This window comes from Microbacterium murale, from assembly GCF_014635185.1.
Classification (GTDB): domain Bacteria; phylum Actinomycetota; class Actinomycetes; order Actinomycetales; family Microbacteriaceae; genus Microbacterium; species Microbacterium murale.
Window position 1 is genome coordinate 33,052 of sequence record NZ_BMCM01000004.1, and the last position, 19,733, is coordinate 52,784.

Genomic DNA, 19,733 nt, shown 5'->3' on the forward strand with positions numbered 1-19,733 from the left:
AACGATGTCTCGTCGTTGCGCAGCGACACCACGGGTCAGAAGTTCTGCACCCAGTTGCGCAGCAACTGGATCCCCGCGTCCCCGGACTTCTCCGGATGGAACTGCGTCGCCGAAAGCGGGCCGTTCTCGACTGCGGCGAGGAACGGTTTTCCATAGGTCGTCCACGTGAGTGCGGGCTGCGGAAACGGCGGGATCACATCGAGTTCCCAACTCTGCGCCGCGTACGAGTGCACGAAGTAGAACCGCTCGTCCTCGATGCCGCGGAACAGCACGCTGCCCTCATCAGGCGTGACGGTGTTCCACCCCATGTGCGGCAGCACCGGTGCATCGAGCCGGGTCACCGATCCCGGCCACTCGCCGAGTCCTTCGACGTCCTGCCCTCGTTCCATCCCGTGCGAGAACAGCACCTGCATGCCGACGCACACCCCGAGCACCGGTCGGCCGCCGGAGAGACGCCGCTCGATGATCTCGTCGCCGCCCTTGGCGTGGAGCGCCTCGCGCACCGCGGCGAACGCGCCGACACCGGGGACGAACAGTCCGTCCGCTTCGAGTGCCGCCGCACGGTCACCGGTGAGCGTCGCGTCCGCGCCGGCCGCGATGAGCGCCTTGACCGCGGAGTGGACATTGCCGGATCCGTAGTCGTAGACCGCGACGGTGGGTCTGCGCGTCACAGCGCTCCCTTGGTGGACGGGATGCCGACCACATCGGGGTCGAGAGCCTTGGCCTGGCGGAACGCGCGCGCGAATGCCTTGAACTCCGCTTCTGCGATGTGGTGCGGGTCGCGCCCGCCCAGCACGCGCACGTGCACGGTCAGTCCTGCCCCGAAGGTGATCGCCTCGAATACGTGACGCACGAGCGACCCGGTGAAGTGGCCGCCGATGAGGTGGTGTTCGAAACCTGCGGGTTCCCCCGAGTGCACCAGGTACGGGCGACCGCTGATGTCGACCACTGCCTGCGCGAGCGCCTCGTCGAGCGGGACGAGCGCGTCACCGTAGCGGGAGATGCCGGACTTGTCGCCCAGCGCCTCACGGATCGCCTGTCCGAGCACGATCGAGATGTCTTCCACGGTGTGGTGCGCGTCGATGTTCGTGTCGCCGGAGGCACGCACGGTCAGATCGGTGAGCGAGTGCTTCGCGAACGCCGTGAGCATGTGGTCGAAGAACGGAACCGATGTGTCGATGTGGCTCTCGCCCGTGCCGTCGAGATTCAGCTCGAGCTCGACAGTCGACTCGGACGTGCTGCGGGTGCGCTGTGCCGTGCGAGGGCTGTGTGCGGTGCGAGAAGCGGTCATGACGCCGATCCTATCGAGGCCAGCGCATCCAGGAATGCCGTCGTCTCAGCTTCGGTCCCCGCCGTGACGCGCAAGTGGTTCGGGATGCCGACGTCGCGTACCAGCACGCCGCGCTCGTACAGCGCCTGGAACGTCGCGTGCGGATCTGCCACTCCACCGAACAGCACGAAGTTCGACCACGATTCGTGCGGCTCGTAGTCGAGCGCCTCAAGCGTCGCCGTGATCCGGTCACGCTGCTCGATGATGTCATCGACCATGCCGAGCATCGTGGATGCATTGCGCAGCGCGGCCACAGCGGCCGCCTGGGTGAGCGCACTCAGGTGGTACGGCAGGCGCACAAGCCGCAGCGCGTCAATGAACGCCGGATCGGCGGCGAGATAGCCGACCCGCGCGCCGGCGAACGCGAACGCCTTGCTCATGGTGCGCGAGACCGCGAGGCGCGGACGCCCCTCGAGCAGCGTGAGAGCGGATGCCGCGTCACGAGGCGCGAACTCCTGATAGGCCTCGTCGACGACCACGACACCGCGCGCCGCGTCGTAGACGGCCTCGATCACGTCGAGACCGAGCGGGGTTCCGGTCGGATTGTTCGGCGTGCACAGCATGATCACGTCCGGATCGGCCTCGACCACCTGAGCCACCGCGTCCTCGACGGTGAGCGTGTAGTCGGGCTGTCGCTCGCCGGCCACCCAGCGCGCGCCGGTGCCCTGCGACAGCAGCGGGTACATCGAGTACGTGGGCGCGAAGCCGAAGACCGTTCGGCCCGGCCCTGCGAAGGCCTGCAGGATGTGCTGCAGCACCTCGTTCGATCCGTTGCCCGCCCAGATCTGCGAGGCATCCAGGCCGTGGCCGAGGTACTCGGCGAAACCCTCTCGCAACGTCGTGAACTCACGATCGGGATAGCGATTCACATCGCGCAATGCCACAGCGATGTCGTCGAGGATGTCGCTCGCCACCTCATCCGGAACGGGATGCGTGTTCTCGTTGACATTCAGCGCGACGGCCAGAGGGGCCTGCGGTGCGCCGTAAGGGGTGAGACCGCGAAGATCGTCGCGGAGCGGAAGGTCGCTGAGTGAAGCAGTCACCCTCCCCATGTTAACGGGGAGATCAGTGCGTGTACTGCCCCGGGATCGCTAGCTGCTGCCCGACCTGCAGCGAACCGCTGCTCAGCGCGTTCAGCTTCTGGATCTCACTGATCACGGTGCGGGGGTCAGCGGCGGGTGCGACGTCTTCGGCGATCGCCCAGAGGGTGTCGCCGGGCATGACCGTCACGGTGTCGAAGCTGGCAGCCCCGGATGATTCGCCCGAAGCGAGAGCCGAGCCGCCGCTGATGGCCGCGAAGCCGATGCCCGCCGCGAGTGGGAGCGCCGCGAGAGCGACCAGCAGCCGACGTCCGCGCGTCGTCAGTCGAAGCCGCGGTGCCGCGCTGGTCACGGAGCGAACAGGAAGGACTGCGGGGGCGGTGATGCTGATGGTGCTCATGTGATTTCTCCTCTGCCTCTGGCTGCCTCTGGGTTGGAACCCTTTGGCGTAGCGTTCGCATTCGCCGCTCGGCCGGGAGCGGAGAATGCGAAGCTACGTACCGAATGTATATTCGAATTCGAACATCTGTCAAGACTTATTCGAAACCCGTCCTTCGAATTCCTCGACACGCTCGAACAGATATTCCGTTTGAGGGCATTTCTCGGATACGGTTTCGATACAGACACCACATCACGGACCACCGACATTCGAAGACGAGGGTCTGTCCAGGCGAACACCGGCACCGTGAACGCGCACGAAGGAGCACCCATGAGCGACATCTCCGTACCCGGCCCTGAGGCTCCGCGCACCCGTCGGCGCAAGAACCTCAGCCCGAAGCAGCTGGCGATCCTCGAGGTCATCCAGACCTCGATCGCGCGGCACGGCTATCCGCCGAGCATGCGAGAGATCGGCGACGCCGTCGGGCTCAAGTCGCTCTCGAGCGTCACCCACCAGCTGGGTCAGCTCGAACTGAGCGGTTACCTGCGACGCGATCCGGGCAAGACGCGCGCGATGGAGGTGCTCATCGATCTACCCGGCACGAGCAGCGAGAACCCCGCAGACTCCAGCACGCCGGTCGGCGACGCGGCGATGGTGCCGCTGGTCGGTCTGATCGCCGCCGGCGTCCCGATCACCGCCGAGCAGCAGGTCGAAGAGATCTTCCCGCTCCCGCGCCAGCTCGTCGGCAAGGGCGACCTGTTCATGCTGAAGGTCTCGGGCGAGTCGATGATCGACGCCGCCATCTGCGACGGCGACTGGGTGGTCGTGCGCACGCAGAACACCGCGGAGAACGGCGAGATCGTCGCGGCCATGCTCGACGGCGAGGCGACGGTGAAGACCTTCCGCCAGCGCGACGGTCACACGTGGCTGCTCCCCCGCAACTCCTCCTTCGAGCCGATCCTCGGCGACGACGCCGTGGTGCTCGGCAAGATCGTCGCGGTGCTGCGCGCGGTCTGACGGTATCCACGAAGAACCGCCCTCCCGAATTCAGGAGGGCGGTTCTTCGTTATTCGGGTATCAGACGGCGACGTTCACGTCCTCACGCACGCGACGAGTGGCCTCCACGATGTTCCGCAGCGACGCCGTGGTCTCGTCGTATCCGCGGGTCTTCAGACCGCAGTCCGGGTTCACCCAGAGCTGACGGGTCGGGATCTCGTCCACGGCACGGCGCAGCAGCGACTCGATCTCGTCGACCGTCGGAACACGCGGCGAGTGGATGTCGTACACACCAGGTCCGATGCCGTGGTCGAAGCCGACCTCGGCGATGTCCGTGACGACGTCCATGCGGCTGCGCGCAGCCTCGATCGAAGTCACATCGGCGTCCAGCGCGCGGATGGCGTCGATCACGACGCCGAACTCCGAGTAACAGAGGTGCGTGTGCACCTGTGTGGCTGTGCCCGCTCCGCCCGTGGCGAGGCGGAACGACGCCACCGACCAGTCGAGGTATGAGGGCTGATCGGCCTTCTTCAGCGGCAGCAGTTCGCGCAGTGCGGGCTCATCCACCTGGATCACCGCGATGCCGGCGGACTCGAGGTCGGCGATCTCATCGCGCAGTGCCAGGGCGACCTGGTTCGCGGTGTCTGCGAGCGGCTGGTCGTCGCGCACGAACGACCACGCGAGGATCGTCACCGGCCCCGTGAGCATGCCCTTCATGTGTTTGGCGGTCTTCGACTGCGCGTAGGTCGACCATCCGACCGTGATCGGCGCCGGACGCGACACGTCGCCCCACAGGATCGACGGACGCGTCGCGCGCGATCCGTACGACTGCACCCAGCCGTTCTCGGTCACCGTGAAGCCGTCGAGGTTCTCGGCGAAGTACTGCACCATGTCGTTGCGCTCCGGCTCACCGTGCACCAGGACGTCGAGCCCGAGCTCCTCCTGCAGGTCGACGACAGAGTCGATCTCGCGGCGGAGGAACGCCTCGTAGTCTTCGTTCGACAGTTCACCGCGCAGGAACTGTGCACGCGCACGGCGGATGTCGCCGGTCTGCGGGAACGAGCCGATCGTGGTGAGCGGCAGCGCCGGCAGCCCGAGGGCCTCCTGCTGCGCCGCCTCGCGCTCGGCGTAGGCGGCACGTGAGAAGTCGCCCTCTGCCAGTGCACGCGATCGCACCGAGCCGTCGCGCACACCCGGCGCACTGCGACGATCGTCGAGAGCGGCGGATGCGGCATCCAGCGCCTCCTTGATCGCCGGGCGTCCTCCTGCAAGGCCACGGGCCAGCGTCACGACCTGCTCGACCTTCTGGTCGGCGAACGCGAGCCAGCTGACGAGACGCTCGTCGAGCGCGGACTCATCCGTCACGTCGTGAGGCACGTGCAGCAGCGAGGTCGAGGTGGATGCCGACACCGATGCCGCACCGAGCTGCCCCAGCGCGTCGAGCTTCTCGAAGGCGTCTGAGAGGTCGCCGCGCCAGATGTTGTGACCGTCGATCACGCCACCGACCAGGATCTTGTCCGCCAGGCCCGCTGCCGCCGCAGGAACCGCACCGCGCACGAGGTCGACCGCGATCGCCTCGATCGGAGCGGCCACCAGCACCGAGAAGGTGGCCTCCAGCGACGCGTACGGCGCGGCGACGAGGATCGACGGGCGCTCGGCTGAACCGCCGATGACGTCGAGGGCGCGAGCCGCGGCATCCGCCAGCTTCTCCACAGAGGTCGGCAGCGACTCGCTGACGAGAGCAGGCTCATCCAGCTGCACCCACTCGGCGCCGGCGGCTTTGAGGCGTGCGAGCAGTTCGACGTATACCGGAACGAGGTCGTCCAGACGCGAGAGCGGGTCGAAGCCCTCCGGCGCGTCATCCGAGGCCTTCGCGAGGGCGAGCAGGGTCACCGGCCCGACCACGACGGGGCGCGTGACGAACCCGGCCGCGACAGCCTCCTCCACCTGGCGGACCAGGCGATCGCTGGAGAGCGAGAACGTCGTCTCCGGGCCGATCTCCGGCACGAGGTAGTGGTAGTTCGAGTCGAACCACTTGGTCATCTCGAGAGGCGCGCGCTCCCCTTCGCCACGGGCGATCGTGAAGTATGCCGGCAGGCCGATGGTGCCGTCTGCCTCGCGCAGGTTCTCGAAGCGGGCCGGGATCGCGCCGACGGTGACAGCGGCGTCGAGCACCTGGTCGTAGTACGAGAACGACTCGGGAATGGCCGAATCGTCACGGCCGAGGCCGAGCGTCGCGAGCCGCTCACGCGTCGCCGCACGCAGCCCGGCGGCGGTCTGCTCGAGCTGCTGCAGATCGCTGCGACCGGACCAGAACGACTCGACGGCCTTCTTGAGTTCGCGGCGACGGCCGATGCGCGGGTATCCGAGGATCGTCCCCTGGGGGAATGCGGTCATGATGTTTCCTTTCGGGGCGGGAGCTAATGACGCAGGGCAGGAAGGACGCCTGCCTCTGCGAGGACGGTGAGAACGGTCTCATGCTGGTTGAAGGCGTACAGGTGCACGCCAGGGGCGCCGCCGGCGACGACCTCACGGGTCAGGCGCGCGGCCCACTCGACGCCGATCTCACGACGGCCCTCGATCGTGGGCTCGACCTCGAGTGCGATCGAGAGCTCGCTCGGCAGGTCCTCACCCGTGAGCTCGAGCACGCGTGCGAGCCGGTTCGGCGACGTGATGGGCATGATGCCGGGCAGGATCGGGATCGTGACCCCTGCCGCACGGGCACGTTCGACGAAGGCCAGATAGTCGTCGGAGTGGAAGAACAGCTGCGTGATCGCGAACGTCGCACCGGCGGCCTGCTTCGCGAGAAGCGCCTCGACGTCCTGCGTGCGGTGGGTCGAGCGCGGATGCCCCTTCGGGAACGCCGCGACGGCGATGCTGACCTTCCGTCGTGGAGCGACACGTGCAGCTCCGGGGATGCCCGGCACCGGCGACTCCTCGTAGGGGGCCCGCTCGGCCTGTGCGCGGTCGATCAGCTGCACGAGCTGCGCCGCACTCTCGAGGTCGCCGAGGAAGGGCCCGGTCTGCCCCTCGGGCGGATCGCCTCGCAGGGCGAGGAAGCTCAGGATGCCGGCATCCAGGAACTCGCGGATCAGCGTGGCGGCGCCGGCATAGGTGTTGCCGACGCAGGTGAGGTGTGCAAGCGGCTCGACGGCGGTGTTCTCCCGGATGTAGCGCAGCACTTCGAGCGAGCGGCCGCCGGTCGATCCACCGGCGCCGTAGGTGACCGAGAGGAAATCGGGGCCGGCGGCCGCGAGGCGGCGGACCGTCTCGTGCAGCGCCTCTTCGCTTGACGCAGAGCGCGGTGGGTAGAGCTCGAAGGAGAACGGCACACGCGGGGTTGCGAGCGTCGGTGACTCGGAAGACATCATTCTCCTGGGGTGACAGTGCGGGCAGTGCTGCCGCGAACGACGACGTAGTCGGGCTCGTTCGCGGGCGGATGCCGGGCTCGGCTGTCGCTCCACGCCCGGGGTGAACCGGCCGTTTCCACGAAGGTAGCCCGCTGTCGCCGGTGGGCGCATCCTGTGTGACGTCGTGTGTCAGATCGACGCCGCATAGGCTCGAAGCATGCAGCCGTACGGAACCTGGCCCTCTCCCTTCCACGCCGCCGACATCGCGTCATCCGCTCCGCGAATCGACGGCTCCCGCTTCGTGGGCGACGAGATCTGGTGGGGCGAATCGGTGCCGACCGAAGGCGGCCGTGTCTCCGTGCGCAGCTCGACAGGGAAGGTGGTGCTCCCCGCACCGTGGAGCGCCCGATCGCGGGTGCACGAGTACGGCGGCGGCGCGTGGGCGGCGGATGCCGACGGCGTCCTGTACTTCGTCGATGCCGGCGATCAGCGGGTGTATCGGATGCTGCCTGGTGAGGAGCCGGAGCCGTTGACGCCCGCCGGACCGAACCACGGCGGGCTGCGGTTGCAGCACGGGCGCCTGCTGGCCGTGCGCGAAAACCTCTCGACCGACCCGCATCTGCGCGGGATCATCGAGATCCCGACCGACGGGTCCGCCGTCTCGGACGAGGCCGCGATACGCGTGTTGATCCAGGGCAGTGCATTCTTCGCGCACCCTGCGCTCTCCCCCGACGGGACCCGCATCGCGTGGGTCGAGTGGAGCGGTCGGCGGATGCCGTGGCAGGAGGCGAGGCTCCGCGTCGCCGAGGTGGGCGGCGACGTCTTCGCCGACATCCGCGTGCGTGCGGCGCTGCAGCCGGAGTGGATCTGCGACACCGAGCTCGCGTACGCCGATGACCCCACCGGCCGCTGGAACCTCTACCGTCTTCACTTCGACGGAACCGATGTCGCTGCCACCGAACCGATCTCCCCCGCAGACGCCGACACGGGCTACGGACTATGGGTGCTCGGAAACCGCTGGTATCAGCCACTCGCCGACGGCCGGATCGTCGCCGTGCGCACGAACGGCTCCGACGAGGTCGTGCTGATCGAGCGCGACGGTTCCGAGAGACGCATCGAGGTGCAGACCACGGCGCACGTGAGCGTCGACGATGTGTCTGGCACTCGCGTGCTGCTCTCCGGTGGCGGAGCGGGCGTGAGCGCGGGTCTCTGGTGCGTGGACGTGGATTCCGGTGATGTCGAACGCGTGCGCGGTGGTCAGCCAGTGGACGAGCGCTGGATGCCGCCGGCCACCCGCATCACGCTGGAGGGCGCGAACGGTCCCGTGCATGCCTTCGATTACCCGCCGTCGAATCCCGACGCCGCAGCGCCCGAAGGCGAACTCCCGCCGTACATCGTCTTCGTGCACGGTGGTCCGACCGCGCACGTGGCGGGGGCGGCTTCCGCCGCCATCGCGTTCTACACGAGCCGCGGCATCGGCGTGCTCGATGTCAACTACGGCGGCTCGACCGGGTACGGCCGCGCCTATCGTGAGCGCCTCGACGGCCAGTGGGGTGTCGCGGACGTCGACGATGTGCTCGCCGCGGCACGCGGGCTCGGAGATTCCGGGCGTGCGGATCCGAAGCGCATCGCGATCCGCGGCGGATCGGCGGGTGGGTGGACGGTGCTCGCGGCGCTCGTGCGTGGCGGCGTCTTCTCTGCCGGCATCAGCCGCTACGGAGTGACCGATCTGCGTGCGCTCGCACAGGACACGCACGACTTCGAGAAGTACTACCTCGACGGGCTCGTTGGTCCGTTGCCGGCGGCTGAGCAGATCTACATCGATCGCTCACCGCTCACTCATGCCGAACAGATCGACGTGCCGGTGCTGCTGCTGCAGGGCGAAGACGACCGGGTCGTGCCGCTGGCGCAATCCGAGTCGATCCGCGATGCTCTCGCCGCACGCGGCATTCCCCACGAGCTCGTCGTGTATCCCGGTGAGGGGCACGGCTTCCGTCGCGCGGAGACGATCATCGACGCGCTCCAGCGCGAACTGCGTTTCCTCGGCGAGGTGTTCGGCTTCGAGCCTTCGACAGGCTCAGGGATCGCGCTGTAGGGCTACTCCCCCACGCGGTTGCGCAGGCGCATGGCGCGTTGGGCCTCTCGGGTGTCCTGTCGTTCGCGGAGCGTCTGACGCTTGTCGAACTCGCGCTTGCCCTTCGCGAGAGCGATCTCGACCTTGGCCCTGCCATCGGAGAAGTACAGCTTGAGCGGGATCAGCGTGTAGCCGCCCGCCGACACCGCATGCTGCAGCTTCTCGATCTCCTCGCGATGCAGCAGCAGTTTGCGGATGCGCTTGGCCGAGTGGTTCGTCCAGTGCCCCTGCGAGTACTCGGGGATGTGCACCGAATCGAGGAAGACCTCGTTGCCCTTGACGAACGCGTACCCGTCGCTGAGGTTCGCGCGGCCCTGCCGCAGTGACTTCACTTCGGTGCCGGTGAGCACCATCCCCGCCTCGTACGACTTCTCGATGATGTAGTCGTGACGTGCGCGACGATTGGTCGCGACGACCTTCTCCCCGCGTTCCCTGGGCATGATGCTCTCCTGATCCGTGCCGCATCGAACGCACGACAGCCCATCAGTCTACAACGACGACTGCTGATTCCGAGACGACGGCGGCGGATGCGACGTACGCGCTCGGATGCTACGTACGCAGCCAGCGACGGATCGCGAAGCCAGCCGACAGGGCAGCCAGGATCACGCCGATGCCGATGAGCACCGGCACGACGAGCGCAGCATCCTGCATCGTCACCCACGTGGTGATGAACGGCACCCGGCCCTTCAGATAGCCGTTGACACCGAAGTGCACTCCGGCGACCACGGCCGCGCTGGCGAGCACCGAGCCGATGAAGGCTGCGAACACGCCTTCGAGGATGAACGGCGTCTGGATGAATCGGTTCGATGCGCCGACGAGGCGCATGATGCCGATCTCCTTGCGTCTGGCATAGGCGGACAATCTGATGGTCGTGGCGATCAGCAGAATGGCGGCGATCAGCATGAGCACGGCGATGCCGACCGCGATGTAGGTCGCCACGGTGAGCGCGGAGAACAGCGGGTCGAGATACTGCAACTGGTCGCGCACCTCTTCGACGCCGTTGATGCCGGCGAACGCCTCGACGATCACCTGCGACTGACCTGGGTCCTTGAGGGTGACGTAGAACGTCTCCGACATCTGCTCCTCGGTGAGCACGCTCGCCTGCTCTTCGCCGAGCAGTTCAGTGATGTTGGCGTACGCCTCGGCCTTGTTCTCGAAGCGCAGCTCGCCGATCAGCGACGCGAGCGGATCGCTCTCGAGTTCTGCGCGCACCTGAGTGATCTGGTCCTCGGTGGCGGCGCCGTCGAGGCAGCTCTCGCCGGTCGAGACCGTCGAGCACATCGAGACGGACACCTGGGCGCGCTCGGTCCAGTAGGCGCGCATGGTGCTGATCTGGCCCTGCATGAGGATCGCCGCGCCGACGAACGTCAGCGAGACGAACGTCACGAGTACGACGGAGATCACCATCGAGATGTTGCGCCTCAGGCCCCCGAGGGCCTCGGTGAGGATCAGACCCACTCTCACGATGTCGGTCCCACTTCCTCGTCGTCGCCGCTGTCGGAGAGTCCGAGACGATCGGCCACTCCGAGCTCCGCCACGTTCACATCCGGAAGGACGATCGCCGACGTGTCGTCGGGCTTCGCCTCGACTGCCGGAGCTGCATCGGCGCTTCGCGCTGCGCGCATCGACGCGATCATCTCGGCGGTGAGCGGCTCGAGCGACTCGGTCTGGCGCTGCACCTCCTGCACCGCTGTGAGGGCAGCCGTCGCGGCGGCGCCGCGCTCCTGCTCCGGGACGAGCTGCGGGATCATCGACCGATCGCCGTAACCGCCGTGCACCTCGTCTCGCACCATCTCGCCGTCGCGCAGTTCGATCACACGGCGCTGCATCTGATCCACGAAGGCGGCCTCGTGCGTGGCCATCAGCACTGTCGTGCCTCCGGCGTTGATGCGAGCCAGAAGCTGCATGATGTCGACGGAGGTCGCGGGGTCGAGGTTTCCGGTCGGCTCGTCGGCGAGCAGCACCTGAGGGCGGTTGACCAGTGCGCGGGCGATCGCGACGCGCTGCTGCTCGCCACCGGACAGCTCGTGCGGCATCCGCTTCTCCTTGCCGGCGAGGCCGACGAGTGCCAGCGCCTCCGGCACCGCCTGCTGGACGAACCCTCGAGAGGACCCGGTCACCTGCAGGGTGAAGGCGACGTTCTGGAACACGGTCTTGGTCGAGAGCAGGCGGAAATCCTGGAAGACCGAGCCGATGTGACGGCGGAAGTACGGCACTTTGCGGTTCGCCAGCGCACGAAGATCGCGGCCGAGCACGGCGACGCGTCCCCCGGACGGCACCTCCTCCCGGAGGATGAGCTGGAGGCAGGTGGACTTCCCAGACCCCGACGCACCGACGAGGAAGACGAATTCGCCCCGCTGGATCTCGAAGTCGACCCCGGCGAGGGCCGGTCGCTTCGTCCCGCGGTAGCGCTTGGTGACATTCTCGAACCGAATCATGGCTTTACGAGCCTAAGCGCGGGTTCCTCACTCACTGCGAGCGACACCCCATCGAGATGGAGAGTGCTCCCCATGTGAGCGTGAGCGGAATCCCTGATAAGCATGTCCCATCGGGAGTTCGCGTCACTGCGTACCCGAGGTGATCGCCGAACACGGGTATCGAGGAGAGACATGAGCACGCCTGCAGGCTGGTACGACGACGGATCCGGACGCCAGCGCTGGTGGGATGGTCAGCAGTGGACCGAGAACTTCGCGCCTGAGGCGCCAGCGGCGCCCGCTGCTCAGACGCCGGCCGTGCCTCAGATCCCGGCCGTCCCCCAGGCGCCCGCCGTTCCGCAGGCACCGCCGGCATCCGCTGCCCCGCCGTACGCTGCTCCGGGCGGATACCCTGCGCCGACAGGCGGCGGGTATCCGGCCGCCGTAGGGAACTACTCCTCCGCACCGACGCCTCCGCCGGCATCCGGCCCGTCCATCGTGGGGTGGATCGCACTCGGCGCAGCCGTGCTCGGATTCATCACGGCGTGCATTCCACCGATTCTCGGCGTCGGCTGGTTCCTGCTGGCGGCTGCTTTCGTGCTCTCGATCATCGCGTTCTTCCTCCGCGGGAGGAAGTGGGCTCCGATCGTCGCCATCTGTCTTTCGGTCGTCGGCGCGATCGTCGGCGGCATCATCGCCTTCGTGCTTCTCACCGCCGCGTTCGTGACGGCCGTCGACGAATACTCGCCTACGCCCGTTCCGTCGATCTCGGCGGACGCCGATGACGATTCAGATGCCGATGCGGGTTCCACTGGCGATCGTCCGAGCACGGATGAGGTCGCCGAGGGACTGCGCACGATCGTCGGCACGCAGGGCGCCACCGGCTATGAGAATGAGACCATCACGTGTCTCGCCCAGGAGCTGGTCGACAACCCTGACGTGTCGGACGAGACGTTGTCCACCATCGCGCGTGGTGAGAGCGACTTCAGCGATCCGACGGGGGCATTGGAATTCACCACCGGCCTGTCCGAGGCGATCGCCGTCTGCGCCCCGGAGCTTCAGTAGCCGATGTGACGGAAGAGACCCACGAAGTCATGCTTCGTGGGTCTCTTTCTCCGTCTTCTCAACGTAGGTGTCGTCTGACCGTCGGTGTCGTCTGACTGTCAGTCTTCGTCTCTGCGCTTGCGCCAGCGGATGCCGGCGGAGATGAAATCGTCGAGATCGCCGTCGAACACGGCCGCGGGGTTGCCCGATTCCTGGCCCGTGCGCAGGTCCTTGACCAGCTGCTGGCCGTACAGGAAGTACGAGCGCATCTGATCGCCCCAGCTCGCCGTGATGTTGCCGGCGAGTTCCTTCTTCTTCGCAGCCTCCTCCTCCTTCTGCAGCAGCAGGAGTCGGGTCTGCAGCACGCGCATGGCGGCGGCACGGTTCTGGATCTGCGACTTCTCGTTCTGCATCGAGACGACGATGCCGGTCGGAAGGTGCGTCAGGCGCACGGCCGAGTCGGTCGTGTTGACGGACTGACCGCCAGGGCCCGATGAACGGAAGACGTCGACGCGGATGTCGCCCTCGGGGATCTCGACCGCAGTGGCCTCCTCCATGAGCGGGATGACCTCGACCGCGGCGAAACTGGTCTGGCGCTTGTCCGCAGAGCCGAACGGGCTGATGCGCGCGAGGCGGTGGGTGCCTGCCTCGACCGACAACGTGCCGAAGGCGTACGGAGCCGTGATCTCGAAGGTCGCGGACTTGATGCCCGCGCCCTCCGCATATGAGGTGTCCATGACCTTGGCGGGGTACTTGTGCTTCTCAGCCCATCGCAGATACATGCGCATGAGCATCTCGGCGAAGTCGGTGGCGTCGTCGCCGCCTGCGCCGGAGCGGATCGTGATGATCGCCGAGCGATCGTCGTACTCGCCGTCGAGGAGCGTCTGCACCTCGAGCTGGTTGATCACGTCGGTCAGCGCGGCAAGTTCGCTCCGCGCCTCCTGACCGGATTCCTCATCCCCCATCTCGTTGGCGAGTTCGACGAGCACCTCGAGATCGTCGAGGCGCTGTGCGATACCGGTGATGCGGGCGAGCTCGGACTGGCGGTGGCTGAGGGCGCTGGTCACCTTCTGAGCGCGCTCGGTGTCGTCCCAGAGGTCGGGTGCGCCCGCTTCCTCACTGAGACGGGCGATGTCCTCGCGCAGTCGCGAAACATCGACGACCTCGCTGATATCGCCGAAGGTGTGCCTGAGCGCCTGAATTTCGGCGGAGAGATCTAGTTCGAGCATGACACCCCAGCCTACCGTGGATCGTCCTGTGATCTGAGGGGGCGCCTTCGCGGAGTAGCGTGATCGTGTGAGCAGCGCGTCGTCGGTCCTGAGACAGTTCGGACCGATGGTGTATCTGCCCACGATCCTGTTCGCCCTCGGAGAGGGCGCCGTCATCCCGCTGATCCCGGTGATCGCAGCGAACATGGGTGCCGACGTCGCGTCCGCCGCCCTGGTCGCATCGGCGCTCGTGATCGGACAGCTGTGCGGCAACCTCCCCGCCGGATGGGCGGTCGCCCGAATCGGCGAGCGCTTCACCATGGTGATCGCCGGCGTGATCTCCATCGGTGCCGTGGTCGGGATGGTGCTCGCTCCGGTGCTTGCGGTGTTCGCGGCATCCGTGTTCCTCCTCGGATTCTGCGCCGCAGCCTTCGGCCTCGCCAGGCACGCGTTCATGACGACCAGGGTGCCGGTCGCGTTCCGGGCCCGTGCGCTGTCGCTGCTGGGCGGCAGCTTCCGCCTCGGCGTCTTCGTTGGGCCGTTCGTCACCGCGGCGCTCCTGCAGGTGTTCGGTGACGAGCACGCCGCGATCTGGTTCTTCCTCGGGTGCCTGATCGTCATGGTGGTGCTGGTGCTGTTCGGGCCGGATCCTGAGAAGACCACTCCCCCGATCGCCTCCAACTCCACTCTCGCGGAAGACTCCGGTGAGGCGGTGACAGGCTCGATCCCGACCATCGAACGTGTCGGCATCTTCCGCACCATGTGGCAGTATCGCGGCGTGCTCGGACGACTCGGGATCGCCGCCGCCAGCCTGTCGGGGGTGCGATCCGCGCGACAGGTCGTGCTGCCCCTGTGGGGCGTGTCGCTGGGGCTGGACGCCCAGACGATCGCGCTGGTCGTCGGCGTCTCGGGGGCGATCGACTTCGCCCTCTTCTACGCCAGCGGCCAGGTGATGGACCGGTTCGGCAGGCTGTGGGCGGCGATGCCCGCGATGGTGCTGATGGGCATCGGCTTCCTCGTGCTCTCGTTCACGCACGACGGGGATTCCGCAGTCCTGTGGTTCGGGATGCTGGCAGCAGTGCTCGGCGTCGGCAACGGGCTCTCCAGCGGCATCCTGCTGACGCTCGGCGCCGACACCGCACCGAAGCAGGAACCGGCGGCCTTCCTCGGCTCGTGGCGGACGCTCACGGATGCCGGTGGCGCTGTCACTCCGCTGATCGTGTCCGGCGTGACCGCGGTCGCCTCGCTGTCCGTGGCATCCGGCGTGATCGGCGTCGTGGGCCTGCTCGGCGCACTCGGGTTCATCCGCTGGATCCCGCGGTTCAGTCCTCGGCCGGAACGCTAGCGTTCGTCGACTCGTCTCAGCGCAGCGCTGTGCGGCTCGTCGCAGTGGCTTCCAGCGGCACGCCACCTGGCACGAACGGCGAGAACAGCGGCGGATGCCAGGCAGCGGCGACCGTGACGCGCGCCGTCACGCCGTCGGGAGCGGATGCCGAGACGAGGGTCGCCTCGGTCGTCACGGCGTCGACGATCGCGACCGCCTGCTCCTGCACACCGGCATCCGTCAGCTCGGCGCGCACCGCGTCGCCGTCGACGACGAGCGTGAATCCGTCGGCTCCGGCGAGCGCCGCGGCATCCGCGAGGGAATCGAGCCGCTTCTGCGCGATGTACAGGTCGGTCGCGCAGGTGCAGACGAAGATCACGGCGATCGCGAGCACGACGTATCCGAGCAGGAGCGGGAGGATGCTGCCGTCCTGATCATCCTCGAAGACCAGACGCCGCGTCATCCGGTGCCCCACAGACGTGACACCTTCTGTGCGGCGGCGGCTTCGAGCGGGATGCTCGCTGCCTCGTCGAGGCCGAAGATCGGAGGCACGAAGGGCAGCGAGACGCGCGTACTCACCGTCACGATGACGGTCGCGCCCGCCGAGGGGCAGGCAGCCCCTGCGGGCATGCACGACATGGAGACATCGACGCCAGCGGCATCCATGCCGTACTCGTCGATCACGCTCGCCAGCACGGCGTCGCTGTTCGCGGCGGCGGAGTCGATATCGTCCGCCTGACCGATCACCCGCGCGGTGTGCCTCGCGGCGGCCTCGACCCCCAGAAGCCTCTCCTGGACCGCACCGAGCGTGACCACGAGGTACGCGAGCGGGACGAGCAGGATGACGCCGACGGTGATGAACTCCAGTGCCGCGGAGCCGTCGTCATTCTTCGCCGAGAGTCTCCAACGGCGCATCCGCGTTCACCTCCATCGCGTAGGGGATGCCGAGCAGGCCGACGATGGGCAGGGTGGTGCGCACCGTCACGACCGCGGTCGCATGGCCGAGCCGGTCGCTCTCGGCGACTGCGATGTCCTCCGCATAGGTCGCACCGACCGCTCGAGTGATCGACAGTCGAGTGCGCTCGGCGCCCTCCTCGAGCGCGGTGTCGGCGAGAGCCGCGTAGTGCGCGCCTTCGACGGCCGCATCGTGCACGACGTTGCGCACGTATACGGCGAGCCCCAACTGCAGCACGGCGAGGGTGAGGACGGTGAGCAGCGAACCGACGAGCACGAACTCGACCGGGCTCGACCCGCGCTCGTCCGACGCCACCTCCCGCCAGCGCACGTCAGAGTCCGGACACTCGCGAAATCGCCTGCTCGAACAGCCCGGTCAGCGCTGGGCCCGCCACCGCCCAGATGAGGACGACCAAACCAGCCGTCATGAGGGTCACCAGAACCCAGCCGGGTACGTCGCCGGTCTCGTCTTCGGCGAGCGCTCTGGCATCGGCGGTCAATCCCGCCCACCAGCGTTCGATTGCCTTCATCATCAGTCCTCTCGTAGTGGATGGATCGTGGTTCTGCTTCAACCGAGTCCGAGTCGCAGAATGAACAGCCCGGGGAACACGGCGAAGAGCACGCTCAGCGGCAGGATCAGGAAGACCAGAGGGAGCATCATGTAGATCTCGCGCCGACCCGCCTGTTCGATGAGCACGCGTTTCGCGTCCTCCCGTGCGTCTGCGGCCTGCGAATGCAGCACTCCGGCGAGCGGAGCGCCGTGCTCGAGCGCCGCGATCACCTGGTCGACCGCGCGCGACAGCCCAGGCAATCGCAACCGTGCGGCCATCTCCGCGAGAGCATCCGCCAGCGGCGAGCCGGTTCCGACGGCGAGCACGACCTGTCGCAGCTCCTGAGTGAGCTCGCCCGAGCCGATCGCGGCGACACGGCGCAGCGCGTCGAGGAAGCCTTCACCGGCAGACAGGCACAGCGCGAGGAACTCCAGGGTGGTCGGCAACTCGTCGCTGAGCCGCCCCAGCCGCGACTTGACGCGAGATGAGAGAAGCACGTCGACGACGATCGCTCCCGCCGCTGCGACGAGCAGCGGCAGCACCGCGGCCGGTGGCGTCATCCGCCCGGTCAGCGCGAGGATCACGACGAGCACGCAGCCGACGCCGAACCCCGTCACCGCCCACCCGAGCTGGCGGGCGCGGAACGACGCCGGCGCCTCGTCGATTCCCGCCTGGGCGAGTCGCAGAGCCAGCGCGTCGCTCCCGCCGAGTCCGCGCGCGAACATGCTCTTCAGCCGCTCCCACGAGCTTGCGGTGTGGAGGGGAAGTACGCCCGCCCTCGGAAGAATCCCGGACGGAAGCGCGGCATCGTCGACGGCATCCCGCACGTACGGTGCGATGCGCGTGGTCAACGACGCGGCGCCCCACCGCGGCGCGGCAGCCAGGATGCAGAGGATCCCGGCGGCCAGGATCCCTCCGAGCAGAATCGCCATCGCCGCATCGGTGACACCGCTCATGCGAACCACCGCCTGGGCTCCGGCAGCCGTCCGATGCGCACCATGATGCGGAACGCCACGACCGAGACGGCCGCACCACCGCAGATCACGAGCACCCCTTCCGGACTCGTGTACGCCTGCGCCCCTTCGGGGCGCAGCGCCAGCAGCCCGAGAATGATCCACGGCGCGACGACACCCAGCACAGCCGCCCCACGAATCCACGACTGTCGCGCTTCGACCTCGCCACGCAGGGCTGCGTCCGCGCGTACGGAGGACGACAACGCGCGCAGAACCCCGGTGAGTTCGGTTCCGCCCACCTGCCGCGCCATCTTCAAGGTCTCGACGATGCGGTCGGCGATGGGATCGGCGAGCGAGGTCTTCAATCTCTCGATGCTGCTCTCGAAACGACCGGTGGAGTGGAGATCTCTCGCGAACACGACGAACGCCGGGCGAACCATGGCGGGTGCCGATTCGGCCAGCGACGCCACGGCATCCGGTAAGGACAGCCCGACGCGGATCGACGCGATGAGGAGATCGCAGACGTCGGGCCACAGCTGCCTGCGAGCCTTCAGCAGTCGCAGACGACGCGAGCGCAGGAATGCGATCGGAGCAGACGCTCCGCCGATCGCGGCGAGGACCGCCAGCGTCGGAATGCCTGTGACCAGCCAGGCAGTCGCCGCAGCAGCCAACGCGATCGCGATGACGACGGCCACGACGGTGCGCTGCTGCACGGAGGCGTAGCCGGCCTCGTCGATCAGTCGAGCGAGCCATCCGCCTCTGGTCGCCGGGCGCTCATCCTTCTCGCGTTGCGGCCAGAGCCACGGCGATGCGCACAGGAGCAGCCCCGCCGCGAGAATCGCTCCGACCAGCAGTGTCATGCCGGTGGCTCCGCCCTGTAGAGCGAGCGCGTGATGATGCGCCCCTCCACGACCTCACCGGTCGGAGCGATCACCTCGGTGACACGCCGACCTCCTGCGGCATCCCGTGCGCAGTGCACGACCAGCGAGACCGAGGCCGCGAGGGCGGGTGCGATGAACGAGCGATCGATGTTGCGACCGGCGAGCAGCGGCAGGATCGTGAGCTTCTCCAGCGCCTCCACTGCCGAGTTCGCGTGGACCGTTCCCGCGCCCGGCACGCCCGTGTTGAGAGCGAGCACCAGGTCGAGGGCTTCCGAATCGCGGACCTCACCGACGACGAGGCGGTCCGGTCGCATGCGCAGCGCCTCTTTCACGAGCCGGCGCAGCGTGATCTCGCCGCTTCCCTCCAAGCTGGCCTGACGCCCCTGGAGCGCGACGAGATCGGGGCCGTCCACGGCGAGTTCGAAAGTCTCCTCGACGGTGATGATGCGCTGACTGTCCGCGCAGGAGGCGAGCAGGGCACCCAGGAGGGTGGTCTTACCTGCGTGGGTTGCTCCCGACACGATCACGCTGAGTCCGTCGCGCATCGCCCTGCTCAGCATCTCAGCGACTTCCATCGGCAGAGTCCCCAGTTCGACCAGCGCCTCCAGGGTGCGATACCGGGACAGGAACTTCCTGATGTTCACGGCCCAAGAGCCGCGGACGACATCGGCGATGGCGACATGCAGACGCGAACCGTCGGGCAGCGAAGCATCCACGAAAGGTTGGCTGATGTCGACGCGACGGCCGGTCGCCTGCAGCATCCGCTCCACGAGATCGCGCACCATCGCGTCCGTCAACCGCAACCCGATCCGCTCCGAGACTCCGTCGCGCGCGATGTAGACGCGATCGGGCCCGTTCAACCAGATCTCCTCGATGTCGGGATCGTCGAGGAGCGGTTGAAGGGGCCCGAAACCGCTGACCGAGGCGAGCACGTCCCGCACGCAGGCGGTCTCGTCGTCGATCGTCTCTTCGCCACGCGACAACGCGAGGTCGTTGTGCCGTCGCACTTCGGCCTGCGCGATGCGCCTGGCCTCCTCCGGCGCGAGAGAGGGATCAGTCCTCTCCGCGCGCAGACGCCGACGCACACGCTCGGCGACGACGAGGGTGCTCTGGCTCACACCGGCATCCTCGCAAGAATCCGCCCGCGACCTCGGAAGTTATCCACAGGCGGATGA

The 19,733-nt window shown here is 67.7% G+C and carries 21 protein-coding genes; 4 read left to right on the forward strand and 17 right to left on the reverse strand.

Going from position 1 to position 19,733, the window contains the following annotated elements; translation table 11 throughout:
* Positions 1-35: 35 nt before the first annotated feature.
* The 4 genes from hisH to IEV67_RS12560 are packed head-to-tail and all read right to left on the reverse strand — an operon-like array spanning position 36 to position 2,770.
* Positions 36-671 (reverse strand): imidazole glycerol phosphate synthase subunit HisH, encoded by a 636-nt coding sequence (gene hisH, locus IEV67_RS12545; protein WP_188436929.1) that lies wholly within the window; start codon positions 669-671, stop codon positions 36-38.
* Positions 668-1,291, reverse strand: coding sequence for an imidazoleglycerol-phosphate dehydratase HisB (hisB, locus tag IEV67_RS12550; RefSeq protein ID WP_188436930.1), 624 nt, complete (start codon positions 1,289-1,291; stop codon positions 668-670). Before hisB ends, hisH begins: the two co-directional genes overlap by 4 nt.
* Positions 1,288-2,382 carry a histidinol-phosphate transaminase gene (locus tag IEV67_RS12555; RefSeq protein ID WP_188436931.1) on the reverse strand — a complete coding sequence of 365 codons (1,095 nt, stop codon included), beginning with the start codon at positions 2,380-2,382 and terminating at the stop codon, positions 1,288-1,290. The genes hisB and IEV67_RS12555 overlap by 4 nt, the downstream gene beginning before the upstream one ends.
* Before the next feature lie 13 nt (positions 2,383-2,395).
* Positions 2,396-2,770 (reverse strand): LysM peptidoglycan-binding domain-containing protein, encoded by a 375-nt coding sequence (locus IEV67_RS12560; RefSeq protein ID WP_188436932.1) that lies wholly within the window; start codon positions 2,768-2,770, stop codon positions 2,396-2,398.
* A gap of 309 nt (positions 2,771-3,079) precedes the next feature.
* Here IEV67_RS12560 and lexA point away from each other — a divergent pair, with 309 nt between their 5' ends.
* The gene (gene lexA, locus IEV67_RS12565; RefSeq protein ID WP_188436933.1) at positions 3,080-3,766 is read left to right on the forward strand and encodes a transcriptional repressor LexA; all 687 of its coding nucleotides are present in this window, start codon (positions 3,080-3,082) and stop codon (positions 3,764-3,766) included.
* A gap of 60 nt (positions 3,767-3,826) precedes the next feature.
* On the opposite strand, the gene metE is transcribed toward lexA, so the two are convergent.
* Together metE and IEV67_RS12575 are read right to left on the reverse strand one after the other, a co-directional pair.
* Positions 3,827-6,142: a 5-methyltetrahydropteroyltriglutamate--homocysteine S-methyltransferase gene (gene metE / locus IEV67_RS12570; RefSeq protein ID WP_188436934.1), complete on the reverse strand. Its 2,316-nt coding sequence runs from the start codon at positions 6,140-6,142 to the stop codon at positions 3,827-3,829.
* A 23-nt stretch (positions 6,143-6,165) separates the two neighbouring features.
* Positions 6,166-7,113, reverse strand: a complete 948-nt coding sequence (locus IEV67_RS12575) for a methylenetetrahydrofolate reductase (protein WP_188436935.1) — start codon at positions 7,111-7,113, stop codon at positions 6,166-6,168.
* A 199-nt stretch (positions 7,114-7,312) separates the two neighbouring features.
* Here IEV67_RS12575 and IEV67_RS12580 point away from each other — a divergent pair, with 199 nt between their 5' ends.
* A complete protein-coding gene (locus IEV67_RS12580; protein WP_188436936.1) occupies positions 7,313-9,190 on the forward strand; it encodes a S9 family peptidase in 1,878 nt (625 codons plus the stop codon).
* 2 nt (positions 9,191-9,192) lie between these two features.
* On the opposite strand, the gene smpB is transcribed toward IEV67_RS12580, so the two are convergent.
* The 3 genes from smpB to ftsE form a co-directional block, all read right to left on the reverse strand.
* Complete coding sequence (gene smpB / locus IEV67_RS12585) at positions 9,193-9,669, reverse strand: SsrA-binding protein SmpB (RefSeq protein ID WP_188436937.1); 477 nt, start codon at positions 9,667-9,669, stop codon at positions 9,193-9,195.
* A 109-nt stretch (positions 9,670-9,778) separates the two neighbouring features.
* Entirely contained in the window at positions 9,779-10,693 is a 915-nt protein-coding gene (gene ftsX / locus IEV67_RS12590) for a permease-like cell division protein FtsX (RefSeq protein WP_188436938.1), read from the reverse strand.
* Positions 10,690-11,667 (reverse strand): cell division ATP-binding protein FtsE, encoded by a 978-nt coding sequence (ftsE, locus tag IEV67_RS12595; RefSeq protein WP_188436939.1) that lies wholly within the window; start codon positions 11,665-11,667, stop codon positions 10,690-10,692. The genes ftsX and ftsE overlap by 4 nt, the downstream gene beginning before the upstream one ends.
* 171 nt (positions 11,668-11,838) lie before the next feature.
* On the opposite strand from ftsE, the gene IEV67_RS12600 reads away from it, so the two are divergent.
* Complete coding sequence (locus tag IEV67_RS12600) at positions 11,839-12,708, forward strand: DUF2510 domain-containing protein (RefSeq protein WP_188436940.1); 870 nt, start codon at positions 11,839-11,841, stop codon at positions 12,706-12,708.
* 98 nt (positions 12,709-12,806) lie between these two features.
* Here the strand turns inward: IEV67_RS12600 and prfB are convergent, their stop codons facing one another.
* The gene (gene prfB, locus IEV67_RS12605; RefSeq protein WP_188436941.1) at positions 12,807-13,916 is read right to left on the reverse strand and encodes a peptide chain release factor 2; all 1,110 of its coding nucleotides are present in this window, start codon (positions 13,914-13,916) and stop codon (positions 12,807-12,809) included.
* A 106-nt stretch (positions 13,917-14,022) separates the two neighbouring features.
* Here prfB and IEV67_RS12610 point away from each other — a divergent pair, with 106 nt between their 5' ends.
* Positions 14,023-15,240 carry an MFS transporter gene (locus tag IEV67_RS12610; protein WP_188437240.1) on the forward strand — a complete coding sequence of 406 codons (1,218 nt, stop codon included), beginning with the start codon at positions 14,023-14,025 and terminating at the stop codon, positions 15,238-15,240.
* 16 nt (positions 15,241-15,256) lie between these two features.
* Here IEV67_RS12610 and IEV67_RS12615 read toward each other — a convergent pair whose 3' ends face one another.
* Genes IEV67_RS12615 through IEV67_RS12645 form a run of 7 tightly spaced genes read right to left on the reverse strand, consistent with a single transcriptional unit; the run spans position 15,257 to position 19,676 of the window.
* The gene (locus IEV67_RS12615) at positions 15,257-15,682 is read right to left on the reverse strand and encodes a pilus assembly protein TadG-related protein (protein WP_188436942.1); all 426 of its coding nucleotides are present in this window, start codon (positions 15,680-15,682) and stop codon (positions 15,257-15,259) included.
* Complete coding sequence (locus IEV67_RS12620) at positions 15,679-16,134, reverse strand: TadE family protein (protein ID WP_188436943.1); 456 nt, start codon at positions 16,132-16,134, stop codon at positions 15,679-15,681. Before IEV67_RS12620 ends, IEV67_RS12615 begins: the two co-directional genes overlap by 4 nt.
* Complete coding sequence (locus IEV67_RS12625) at positions 16,103-16,504, reverse strand: TadE/TadG family type IV pilus assembly protein (protein ID WP_229703094.1); 402 nt, start codon at positions 16,502-16,504, stop codon at positions 16,103-16,105. The genes IEV67_RS12620 and IEV67_RS12625 overlap by 32 nt, the downstream gene beginning before the upstream one ends.
* Position 16,505: 1 nt before the next feature.
* Positions 16,506-16,703, reverse strand: coding sequence for a hypothetical protein (locus IEV67_RS12630; protein ID WP_188437242.1), 198 nt, complete (start codon positions 16,701-16,703; stop codon positions 16,506-16,508).
* Positions 16,704-16,741: 38 nt separating this feature from the next.
* Positions 16,742-17,680, reverse strand: a complete 939-nt coding sequence (locus IEV67_RS12635; protein ID WP_188436944.1) for a type II secretion system F family protein — start codon at positions 17,678-17,680, stop codon at positions 16,742-16,744.
* Positions 17,677-18,537 carry a type II secretion system F family protein gene (locus IEV67_RS12640; RefSeq protein WP_188436945.1) on the reverse strand — a complete coding sequence of 287 codons (861 nt, stop codon included), beginning with the start codon at positions 18,535-18,537 and terminating at the stop codon, positions 17,677-17,679. The genes IEV67_RS12635 and IEV67_RS12640 overlap by 4 nt, the downstream gene beginning before the upstream one ends.
* Positions 18,534-19,676 (reverse strand): TadA family conjugal transfer-associated ATPase, encoded by a 1,143-nt coding sequence (locus IEV67_RS12645; RefSeq protein ID WP_188436946.1) that lies wholly within the window; start codon positions 19,674-19,676, stop codon positions 18,534-18,536. The genes IEV67_RS12640 and IEV67_RS12645 overlap by 4 nt, the downstream gene beginning before the upstream one ends.
* Positions 19,677-19,733 lie beyond the last annotated feature (57 nt).